At 55.1% G+C, this 10773-nt stretch carries 13 protein-coding genes; 8 read left to right on the top strand and 5 right to left on the bottom strand.

What is annotated here, in order from left to right; translation table 11 throughout:
* The 3 genes from JCM12296_RS28655 to JCM12296_RS28645 form a co-directional block, all read right to left on the bottom strand.
* A partial coding sequence (locus JCM12296_RS28655) for an MDR/zinc-dependent alcohol dehydrogenase-like family protein (RefSeq protein WP_218188334.1) occupies positions 1 to 218 on the bottom strand: 218 nt, incomplete at its 3' end.
* On the bottom strand, positions 215 to 577 hold the full coding sequence (locus tag JCM12296_RS28650; protein WP_054700214.1) for an alcohol dehydrogenase catalytic domain-containing protein: 363 nt from the start codon (positions 575 to 577) through the stop codon (positions 215 to 217). The genes JCM12296_RS28655 and JCM12296_RS28650, both read right to left, overlap by 4 nt.
* A gap of 2 nt (positions 578 to 579) precedes the next feature.
* Positions 580 to 2139, bottom strand: a complete 1560-nt coding sequence (locus JCM12296_RS28645) for a class I adenylate-forming enzyme family protein (protein WP_172684154.1) — start codon at positions 2137 to 2139, stop codon at positions 580 to 582.
* Positions 2140 to 2401: 262 nt separating this feature from the next.
* Between JCM12296_RS28645 and JCM12296_RS28640 the strand changes: the two genes are divergently transcribed.
* Entirely contained in the window at positions 2402 to 2701 is a 300-nt protein-coding gene (locus JCM12296_RS28640) for a hypothetical protein (protein WP_054700210.1), read from the top strand.
* A 67-nt stretch (positions 2702 to 2768) separates the two neighbouring features.
* On the opposite strand, the gene JCM12296_RS28635 is transcribed toward JCM12296_RS28640, so the two are convergent.
* Positions 2769 to 3350 carry a hypothetical protein gene (locus JCM12296_RS28635; RefSeq protein ID WP_054700208.1) on the bottom strand — a complete coding sequence of 194 codons (582 nt, stop codon included), beginning with the start codon at positions 3348 to 3350 and terminating at the stop codon, positions 2769 to 2771.
* A gap of 132 nt (positions 3351 to 3482) precedes the next feature.
* Between JCM12296_RS28635 and JCM12296_RS28630 the strand changes: the two genes are divergently transcribed.
* The 7 genes from JCM12296_RS28630 (at position 3483) to JCM12296_RS28605 (ending at position 10337) form a co-directional block, all read left to right on the top strand.
* Positions 3483 to 4490: an arsenic resistance protein gene (locus tag JCM12296_RS28630; protein ID WP_054700206.1), complete on the top strand. Its 1008-nt coding sequence runs from the start codon at positions 3483 to 3485 to the stop codon at positions 4488 to 4490.
* A 268-nt stretch (positions 4491 to 4758) separates the two neighbouring features.
* The gene (locus JCM12296_RS28625) at positions 4759 to 5367 is read left to right on the top strand and encodes a TetR/AcrR family transcriptional regulator (RefSeq protein WP_054700204.1); all 609 of its coding nucleotides are present in this window, start codon (positions 4759 to 4761) and stop codon (positions 5365 to 5367) included.
* A gap of 5 nt (positions 5368 to 5372) precedes the next feature.
* Complete coding sequence (locus tag JCM12296_RS28620; protein WP_054700216.1) at positions 5373 to 8048, top strand: PEP/pyruvate-binding domain-containing protein; 2676 nt, start codon at positions 5373 to 5375, stop codon at positions 8046 to 8048.
* Between the two features lie 321 nt (positions 8049 to 8369).
* On the top strand, positions 8370 to 8648 hold the full coding sequence (locus JCM12296_RS28615) for a hypothetical protein (RefSeq protein ID WP_157067977.1): 279 nt from the start codon (positions 8370 to 8372) through the stop codon (positions 8646 to 8648).
* A 29-nt stretch (positions 8649 to 8677) separates the two neighbouring features.
* On the top strand, positions 8678 to 8935 hold the full coding sequence (locus JCM12296_RS28610) for a hypothetical protein (RefSeq protein ID WP_054700200.1): 258 nt from the start codon (positions 8678 to 8680) through the stop codon (positions 8933 to 8935).
* 167 nt (positions 8936 to 9102) lie between these two features.
* Positions 9103 to 9249, top strand: coding sequence for a hypothetical protein (locus JCM12296_RS39085; RefSeq protein WP_157067976.1), 147 nt, complete (start codon positions 9103 to 9105; stop codon positions 9247 to 9249).
* Between the two features lie 134 nt (positions 9250 to 9383).
* Entirely contained in the window at positions 9384 to 10337 is a 954-nt protein-coding gene (locus JCM12296_RS28605) for a hypothetical protein (protein ID WP_054700198.1), read from the top strand.
* A 126-nt stretch (positions 10338 to 10463) separates the two neighbouring features.
* Here the strand turns inward: JCM12296_RS28605 and JCM12296_RS42680 are convergent.
* The coding region (locus JCM12296_RS42680; protein ID WP_218188333.1) for a hypothetical protein at positions 10464 to 10773 on the bottom strand (310 nt) is incomplete at its 5' end.

The raw sequence follows: 10773 nt of genomic DNA, 5'->3' as shown, positions 1-10773 counted from the left end.
CCCTGCTGGCCCGGACCGACGATGGCCACCGGCTGGCCGATGGTAACCCCGCCGATATGCCGCAGCCAGCGCACCCCGTTGCCAACCACGGCACTGATCAGCACGCCCTCTTCGGGAGAGATGGCCTCGCCGATCTTGTGCACCATGGCCCGGGGATGGATGTAGAGGTAGTCGGCATAGGCGCCGAAAAGATGGGGCGGATCGGCGCAGGAGATCATCGACCCGTAATTGTAATAACGTTCACAAAGGGTATAGCGCCCCTGCCGGCAGGATGGCACATCCCGCAGCCAAAGGCGTATTCGATGATGACGCGGTCGCCCTCGCGTACCCCGTGGCGCTTTTGCGCGGCGGCCCCCATTCGGTGGATCCGCCCCACGATCTCGTGCCCGAGGATGATCGGCCAAGGACGCGGGGCACGGGCGGTCTTGCCATTGAAGATGCCCGGATCGGAACCGCACACACCGGCCAGCTCAATCTTCAGGATGCCGTCCTCGTCACCGATTTCCGGCAAGGGATACCGGCGCAGCTCCAATTCGCCAGGGCCCGTCGCCACGACGGCACGTGTCTCCATCCGCATGATCACGTCTCCTGTCGATCGAAGACGCCCGGCGACCGCTCGGGCGGGCCATCCTCGCCAAGCCGTTTTTTAACGACCCGGTCCATGGCGTTTTTGGGGAGTTGCGGAAGCAGTTTCCAGAAGCGGGGCACCTTGAAGGCCGCCATCTGGTCTTGGCAATGGGCGATGAGGTCGGACCAGGCGATGGGCCGCTCCCCGTCCGGAACGACAAAGGCCATGACCTCTTCCTCACCGGCGGCATCGGCCGGGCGAACACCGATCACCGCGGCTTCCGCCACGCGTGAATGGCGGGTGAGGACCTGCTCCACCTGGACAGCGCTGATATTCTCCCCCTTCTTGCGGATGACGTCCTTGGCCCGCCCCAGAAATCGGATCCAGCCGTCGTCATCCATCATCCCGCGGTCGCCGGTGCGCAGCCAGCCGTCCACCACCGCCTCCGCGGTCGCGCCCGGATCATCCAGGTAGCCTTTCATCACGGCTGGATTGCGGATGACGATCTCGCCGACGGCTCCTCGGGGAAGTTCCTCGAGACGCTCGCCAACGATCCGAACCGCGTTGCGCCCTTCGCCGCCGACGAGCATCGGCAGGCCGACCCGGCTCTCCCGACAGCGCGTCCGGCGGCTCATGATCGCCAGCGGTGCTTCGGTCAGGCTGTAAAGCGTCTGCAGCCGGACCCCGAACCGCGTCTGGAAAGCCGCGCAACATCCCGGCGGGACCCCGCCGGCCACGACCCATTCGACGGGATGGTCCGCATCGTCGGGCATCGGTGGGCGGTTGAACAAAATCGTGGTCAAGGCGAGCAGTAACACCACCTTGTTGGCCCGGTAGTGCCGCGTCCAGGACCACCACCGGGAGGCGCTGAAGCGCTCTTCCAGGATGAAGGTGGCGCCGGCAAAAAGCGTCCCCATGCAGGAGTAAAACTGGGCGTTGACATGAAACAGCGGGTTGGCCGTCATCAGGCGATCGTCCGGGGTGAGACCGACGGTGCGGGCGAAGCTTTCGGCGGTGAGCAGGTAATCGCCGTGGGTATGGATGACGCCCTTGGGAAACCCGGTGGTCCCGGAGGTATACAGGACAAGGGCCATGTCCGCCGGAGAAATCGGCACATCCACGTCCGGCAGGTCATCGGCAAGATCAAAGAAGGCGGCAATCGTCGGACCAGTGGCATTGTCATCGAGGCTGATCCACGAGTCCACACCAGGGCATTTTTCCTGCAGGGCGATGTGCTCCGGCACAACGGCGGTATCGAAAACCACGGCCCTGGCCTGGCAGTGGTGGACGATATAGGCGCTTTCATCTGTCCCAAGGCTCGGGTTGATGGGCACCATGACCGCGCCGATCCGCAGCAGGGCCCACCAGACAAAGATGAATTCCGGGCGGTTGCCCATCAGGACGGCCACCGAATCGCCCTTTTTCAGCCCGCAGGTGGAAAAACCATGGCCCACCTGCCAGGAGCGTCGCTCCATGTCGGCAAGGCTGAAGCGTCGGTCCTGAAATACCAGGTACTCCCGGTCTGGGTCGGCGGTTGCCCGGGCAACGATCAGCTCCCCGACGTTCCGCACGCCACCCCTTTCCCAAATGGATTCAGAAAATAGGCTCATCGAGATCCTCTCACAACATAGGTTGCCCGCCCTGTCAAGCTGCAAAAAAAATCCTTTCTATGAGGTAAAACGGCACATGCCTTGGCGATTTTTTTCAATCATCATCAAGCACTAACATTCGACCCTTAAATGAGCACAAAGGCCAGCCACCAGAACACGTCCAAACGAACGAGCCAATCATTATCTATCCATTTTTACTAATTTTTTAAGGGAGGGATACAAAATGATGGAGCACAGCCAAATCGCGAGACAGATGCTTGATTTACAAAAAATCGCTTTTACCAACGCGTATGATTTTGTCGCTATGGTTCAGAACCAGGCGGCCTCATCCACGAAGGCAATGATGAGCCGGGCCAACCTGCTGCCGGAAGAGGGTCGTAAAGCGATGACGAGCTGGATCAATACCTGCCAGGAAGAGCGCGATCGCTTTAAGTCCTATGTGGAGGCCGGTTTTGCCAGCCTGGAAAAACGGTTTCCCCAAGAGGACCAGCCTGCCCCGGGCAAGCCGGCCGCCGAGAAGTAAGAAGAGACCATACAATTGACCACCCAAAGGGCAGGGCGAATCGCCCTGCCCCTTGTTTTTAATCGAATTAGTTCAGATCAACTTGACCGTTCAAGATGCTTTCCAGCATGCCGACCATATATGAATGCGAACTCTTCCGCTTGGTGAATATGCGCTTGAGGCCGTTTGGTCGTAACTGTTTATCTAAATCGTCGATGATCTGCATACGCTTTTGGCCACTAGGATGTTGGAAGTCTGCTGCACCCAATGTCATCGCGATTGTATTTCGGTGACTGATGACTTGACTGTACAAACCTGGGCAGCACTGAAAAAGTACCCACATTCCCGTGAGATCGGCCAGCACTTCATGCTTGCGGAAATCGGTCTGGTTTACCGTTTGAGGCGCAGGGATCCCAATTGCTTTGCATATTGTTGGCACAGCGCAATGTCCAGTTTCGTGAGCAAGCGCATAAGCAATGAAAACCCTGTCGTTTGTGTCGACAATCCCTGAGTAGATACACAGGATTCCAGGTCCGCCGTATCCGTCTATACCGCCTGCTTGAATGTCCAACGTGGCAGGAATATCCGAACCCGGGATTGCCGACAGGAAAGCGGGTTTTATCGTACCTATCCAGAAATTTTTTACGGTTTTCTCTTGTGCTGTGTCCATGGCACCTCCTTTGTAATGATGAACGCGTAAAAAGTGGCATTTACGACGAATCCGTCAACCTTTTTTCACCAGAATTTTCTTTACCCTCTCTTGAGTTGCTGCTACCTGTGGTCATAAAAGGAGGGATTCTCAATGGTAGCCGTTCTTGCGTTTGTCCGCAAAAATCTTCACTGGTTGATGGTTGCGGTTATTCTTCTTGGACTGTTGAATTTAAAAATTCTGGGCGGTTTTGTCCTACCGAAGTCGCTGCTTGTTGGGATTGTCATCTTTTTAGTGATTTATCCGGTAATGATCAATACACGTTTTGACGAACTGTTTGCGCATTTTAAAGAACCCCGGCCGATATTCTGTTCGCTGCTCCTCAATTTCGTCATTTCTCCTTTAATCGCCTGGGGCCTGATTGGGGTTTTCTTCAAAGGACGGCCCGAGCTTTCTGCCGCATTGTGCCTTGTCGCCCTATTGCCCACCAGTGCCATGAGCGCCGCGTGGACGGCGTTTTCCGGGGCCAGGATGGCCACGGCTTTATACTTGATCCCTGCCAACCTCCTCTTTTCCGCATTTATCGGACTGCCCTTTATCTTTCCGGTACTCATGGGCGACGCCATCCCCGTGAATAAATTCGCCATTATCAAAAATATCCTGCTTGTTTTTTTAACCCCGCTGATTTTGGGTGATATCACCCGACGGATCCTTATTCGGTTTAAGGGAGAGAAAACGTATCAAAACCATATTAAACCACAACTCGGCGGCATTTCAGGCGTGGGTGTGTTGATCCTGCTTTTTTTGGTCATGTCGCTGAAACGCAACGCCGTATTGTTGAACAATATGGAAATCGTATGGATCATCATCGTCCCCGTGGCGCTGTATTATCTGCTGATGTACGGATTCAGTGTTGGGTGGAGCCTTTTACTGATTCGCGGCGGTGCACTCGCCGGCGAAAAGGCCGTGGTCATTGTCTATACTTCCGTGGCGCGGCACATCAATATCTCCCTGGCGCTTGTGCTGAGCACTTTTCCATTGGATTCTGCAACGTTGATGATTCTCCTCTTGATTCTGGCATATATCCTTCAAGTACCCAGTCTGGCATTCTACGCGCAACATCATGGGAAAAAAATGGTCGCCATGCACAAAAAGGGATAGCCCCTTTTTACCCCTATTTTTCTGCACTGCGCATTTGAATTCATTCGGTTAATTTGATCCCCCCGCAGGACCTCACCGCATTCTAAATTTATCCTCGAAAACAGTATTTTCATAACGCTCGTGGCATTTTCACGATTCGGCAGAAAAGCGGCATTAGACATAATTATACATTGTGTAATTATATATTTTGTGCAATATTGTACCATGTTACCAACAACCGTCATGTGCCTTACTGCGCCCAGAAACAGCCCGGAAGGGAGAAAGAAAAATGCCACCGGCAAACCGCACCGAAAAACGAAAGCAACAGACAAGAGATCATATCATCCGCATTGCTGTAGAGCTTTTCCAGCACCAGGGGTTTCAGGCAACGACAATGGACCAGATTGCCACCGAAGCCGACATCGCCAGAAAAACCCTCTATAACCACTTCTCGGTGAAGGAGGCGATTGCCGACGCCTATGTTCGCGACCAATCCATGGCGCTGGCAAAGGCCAATCGGCAAATCCTGGATCGGCACCCCGACACCGCCTCCCGCCTGCTGGCTGCCCTCGACAAGGCCTATGCATGGGTGGAGACCAATCCGGAACTTGCCCGCATATGTCTTGGATACCGCATGAAAAACATGTGGCACGGCGATGGCAGCGAAAACGAGGAAACGGGCACCCAGGGTCTGATGGCAGAGATCCTCCGCCGGGGACAGAAGGCGGGGGAGATCAGAACGGACATCCCCATAAAGCTCCTGTTACTGCAAATCGACGTGTTGCGCGGTTCCATCGTCATGGACTGGTTGAGGGACAGGGAAAGTTTCAAGCTGCGCAGGGAGATAGCCCGAACCGTGGACCTGTTTCTCTACGGCGCGACAGGAAAAAAGAGGTGAGCCACATGGAGGACCATCCGACAAAATACCTGATGACCTGGGATGAAGCGTTTCACGCCGGCACTGACGCGGCCGGTGGAAAGGGATGGAATCTCTCTCGCCTGGCCCGCTATGGCTTCCGGATTCCCTCGGGAAGAGTTCTCACCGCCCAGGCCTATGTGGCGTTCCTGCGATACAACGACCTGCAGGTGTCAATAAAAAAGGCAACTCGATCGATTTCCAACAAAAGCTTCACCGGGACCGAGGCTAACGGCCGACTCGCCGAATTGCGCGAAGAAATCGTTAACGGGGCCATTCCACCCCCGCTTGCCAGTGCGTTGGCCTCCGAACTGCAGGCTCTGGGCCTTATGGAAAAACCGCTCGCGGTACGCTCATCGGCAATCGCCGAAGACTCCCAGCAGGCATCGTTCGCCGGGATCCATGCTTCCTATTTACAGGTCAGCGGACCGGATAACGTCCTTCAGGCGGTGAAAGCCTGCTATGCCTCCCTGTGGACGCCGCAGGCCGTGGCCTACCGCTGGAAAATGAATATCGCAAACGTGCAGGCCGTAATGGCCATCGTCATCATGGAGATGGTGGCAGCCCATGCCGCTGGTGTCGGTTTTACCTGCGATCCGCAGACAGGCCGCCGCGACGTTTTGGTGATAAACGCCAATTTCGGCCTGGGCGAATCGATCGTGAGCGGCGCAGTGGATCCCGACACCTATTATCTGGACAGCAACGTCTGGCACCCCTGGCCGCAGGTAATCTCGAAAAAGATCGGGAAGAAGCAGCGCTTTACGCGGCCGTGCAAGATCGGCGGCACGGAATTGGTTTCGCAAAAAGACGCTTCGGCCCGGCAGGTGCTGACCGACGGGCAAATGACGCGGCTGGGCTTGCTCCTCCAGCGAGTCATCGAAACTTTGGGCGAAGGATGGCGGCATCAGGACGTGGAATGGATCTTTGACGGCCGGGATTTTGTCCTGGTGCAGGCCCGACCGGTTACCGCCTTGCCCCGCCGCACCTTCCCGGCCCTGCAAAATCAGCCGGATATCTGGTCCAACGGCAATTACCGGGACGCGGTGCCGATGGTGTTGTCGCCGATCTTCCGCCGTTTCATGCAAGACACCATCAATGCAATCCTTACCGCCTCCTTCGAGGAAACCGGTTACCGGCTGCCGGTGGGATTACGGTTTTCCCGCTTTTTCCAGGGACGCCTTTATTGTAACCTGTCGGCCCTGCAATGGGCCTATTTCGACGCCATGGGAGGGCTGCCGCGCGATACCAACATCTTCTGGGGAGGGCATCAGCCGGAAATCAAGATTGAAAATCCAAAGCCGTTCCGGGGCGTAACCGGGATGAAACGGATGGGGCGAGGCCTGCGCTCATTTGCCGCCGTTGCCGCCTTCCGCAAGAAAGCCCCAGGAATCCACGACCGCGTTCTGGAAGCGGTGACAAAGGTAATATCCCGGGATTTCGCCAACCGCCGCGACGATGAGCTCATTGACGGGTTTGCTGACCTCGGCGTGATCACCAGGGACTACACGCGGGAATTTTCCTTTCTGAGTGCCACCGGCTCCATGCCGGTGGTGATGCTGATCAGAAAGCTTCTCCCCTATTTCCCCGACCGGCCGCTCGCGGTGGTCAACGGCTTGATGATCGGTGGGGAGGCGGCCATCACCAGCGCCGATCATGGATACCGCCTGGTGGAACTGGCCGGCATCGCCCGGAAGGACAAGGATGCCGTCCGCTTTTTCGGCGCATCGCCCTTCACACCGAATACCTGGCGGGACCGGCTCCCGGAAGGATCCCCCTTCAAAAACGCATTCCAGGATTTCCTGGAAGCCTACGGCCACCGGGCGGTCTACGAGCTTGACATCATCAATCCCAGGTGGAACGAAGATCAGCGCTATCTATTGGAAATCATCAAAGCGAATCTGCATACCGCCGACCTGCAGGCCTTCAGGGAAGGACAGCGGAAAAAATACCGGCAAGCCTGGCGGCAAATTGAGGAAAAAGTTCCGGCCCGCCAACATGCCGCGATCAGGAAACTGGTGAAAAGCGCCCAGACCGGCGCGGCGATACGGGAACAGACCAAATCCGTGCTGGCCTGGGTCGTTCAGGCATACAGGATGCTCGCCCAGGAGCTGGGATGCCGCCTGCATAACCGCGATTTGCTCAAGGAACAGACCGACATTTATTTTTGCGCCTGGCCGGAACTGGTCGCCGTGCTGTCCAGAGAGTGGAACGGCCGGGGCTTACGGGAGCTGATCGCTGCAAGGAAATCGACCAGACAAGCGATGGAAGCCCTGGCGGCGCCGGATGTCATCTTCGGCGACAAGCCGCAGACCACTTGCCAAGCCGCTCCGGTCAAGGGCGATCATCTGGCGGGCGTAGCCGTGGCTGGCGGGAAAGCCACCGGCACGGCACGAGTGATCAACCATCCTGAGGAAGGACGCAAATTGCAACCGGGAGAAATTTTGGTGGCGCCTTCCACCGATCCCGGCTGGACGCCGCTGTTCCTACAGGCGGGAGCTCTGATCATGGAAACCGGGGGGTTCCTTTCCCATGGCGCCATTGTCGCCAGGGAATATGGCATTCCCGCGGTGGTAAACGTGCCGGGTGTTCTGCACATCGTGCAAGACGGTATGAAAGTGACCGTAGATGGTGACCACGGCAAAGTTTTCCTGTACCCAGTTTAGCATTTTCCGCGCAACATCATGAAAAAAAAGGGTCGCCATGCACAAAAAGGAATCGTAACCATCCCCGTCATGCGCGTCTTCCGCTTCCAACCCGTTTTCTCGGCCCGTCGCCTTACCTCTTCAATATGCAAATTTGTGCATCGCACAAATTTGCATTGACAGATTGGCAAATTTGGCTATGATTAAAGACTAAAATAGACAATTTATTAATTGCTGCCATGCAAAATCAAAGGAGGAAGGTGAATCTCAATGAAACCCGACCAAATCGCGAGACAGGCTGTTGATTTCCAGAAAGCCGCTTTTGCCAATTGGTGCAGTGCCGTGGAAATGATCCAGGACCAGTTTATCTCGGCGATGGAAGCGATGATGCGCCAGACCGACCTGGCGATGCCGGAAGAGGGTCGTAAAGCGGTAAAAGGCTGGGCATATGCCTGCCAGGAAGAGTTCAAACGCTTTCATACTTACGTAGAAAACGGCTTTGCCAACCTGGAAAAACACCTTGGCAAAGAGCCCGCAGCGGCACCGGCCCAATCCCCCAAACCGGTCGTTGCGAAGAAAAAGGCCGCGCCCGCCCCCAAAACCGGCCCAACCGCCAAATAACCCTTATAACCGTTCAGGAGAAGGCCACTATGGATCAAAAACAAATATTCAAGCAGATGGTCGAATTTAACCATACTGTATTTAACAATTTTTTCCAGGCCTTGGCCCTGTTCCAGGGTCAGTTCGAACGCATTGCCAGCGCCGCCCTGGATCAGGCCACTGGGTTGCCGCCGGAAAGCCGCCAATTTATCGAAAATTGGGATAAATCTTTTAATGCCGCCTGCGACAATTTCAAAAGCAATGTCGATTACAGCTATAAGCAGATTGAAAAGTATCTCGTCGGCTGATCGACGAGCGGCCGGTTTCACAAAACGGTTTTGAAAAGGCGGATGCCTCAAAGGGGTGCCGCCTTTTTTCTTTCCGGCTCCGGATGTGGCCTTGGCAACGCCGCATAATATGTGATAATTTTTCTAAAACGCACTTCATTTTCAATACCATATCCACAAAAATCCGGATGCCACGTGTTGTTCCGACATACGAACGTTATAAGACCCGCTACCGGCAAGCGGCGGCCACCCAGGAAGCCTATCAGGAGATGGAAACGGCGTACAACGTGGCCCAGGGCGGAGCGTCCCCACCCGGTGGTCTACGTGATGGGTGACCTGATGGACGCCTCGCCAGAATATGCCGCGCTGGTCCTCGATCGCATGCTGGACGAAAAGCGGTTGCCTAACGACATATCACATTGAAATCTATATAACTTTCTAAAGCTCTATTTAGGAGGTGGGTTCACACATGAACTTTTCCAATCCCATACGCCAACACCTTCTCTACAAAAGCGCGCTGAAAAAACGCCGGGGGCGGATAGCGACGGAGAGTTTAACGGTAATCGATCGCATGATCGAAACATTCGGAAACAAAATTCCCTATCTGGCAAGCTATCGGAGCGAATTGACCCCCTTGATTCACCGTACCAATCGTTATTTGGGCAAGTTGATCGATTTGATTCCCGGTCCCGTGGTACTCGATCCGGCCCGCTGGGATCGTGATCCCGTTATTCACTCGATTTTTGAATCTGAAAACCGGACGAGCGCATTACTCTCTGAAAGCAAGCCCTTAACGCAATTCTTTCGCCATTCGGCGGCCAATGTTGCCTTTGCCTTGCTCACCACCGAAAAAAAGGAAAAATCGGTTTTCGTGTCGGAAAAAGATGGAGAGATTTTTCGCCGAGACGTTTTGAAAAAGGCCGTCTTTTTTGAAAATCATCAAGTTACCCGACCCAGCGACAATTTGACGGAAACACGCGTGCAGGTCCGATATCAATTGTTTTCCGATCTGTTCGCCATGGCTGCGGAAACCATATCGGCGCTTAAAGAATCGCGGGCGCAGCTTGAAGCGCAACGTGATGAGGCAGCGGCCAAAATGGCCCTGTATCCCGCGGGAAGTGATAAGAAAGCCGCGTTTGATGCGCTCCATCAAAAAATCGAGGGAGAAATCAAATCGATTGAGAAATCGCTTAAGTCTCCAAAGGATTATGTGGCGCAGGTGCAAAGTTTGCTCCAGAAACCGGAACACCGGCTGTCAGCCCAATCTGTTGCGTTTAGATTGAATGAAATGGGAATTCGGCTGGACACCGCCTCTGCCGAACCGGCCAACGAATTCTCGCTGGCTGAATTTGAAATCAACAACGGAAAGAAGTGGATGGCAACCTGGGTTCGCGTGGACAGATCGTTCTTGATGAACTCGTAATAAGTCTCATTTTCGGCGGATTCGTAAAAAGCCCGAGATCAAGGCTTGCGAATCCTGAGGAAGGAGGCGTACTTTTGCGTACGCCGCAGTGACGAAGGATGAAGCGTAACGCCGATATCGGGCTTTTTACGAATCCGTCATTTTTAAAACATTGACACGCCAGAGAGCCGCCTTCAGAATTTGTGACGAATACCGATAAGCTTTACATACCCACAACACTTTCATCGACGATTTGACCATACGGAGCATCGCCATGTTCAATGCAGAAAAACTTCTCGGCGGGCTGATCGGCAGCACCGTTCGGGGCAGCGGGGCGGACTGGGAAGCCTCATCACCGGCGGCGTGGCCATGGGCGCGCTGGGTGTCGCCATGGAGGCGGTGGAGCATTACATGAACAAGCCCAAAACGGGTACCCCCCTGCCCCACCGGCCGGCGG

The sequence above is a fragment of the Desulfosarcina cetonica JCM 12296 genome (assembly GCF_001311845.1).
GTDB lineage: Bacteria > Desulfobacterota > Desulfobacteria > Desulfobacterales > Desulfosarcinaceae > Desulfosarcina > Desulfosarcina cetonica.
This window is presented reverse-complemented; position numbering and strand designations above follow the sequence as displayed.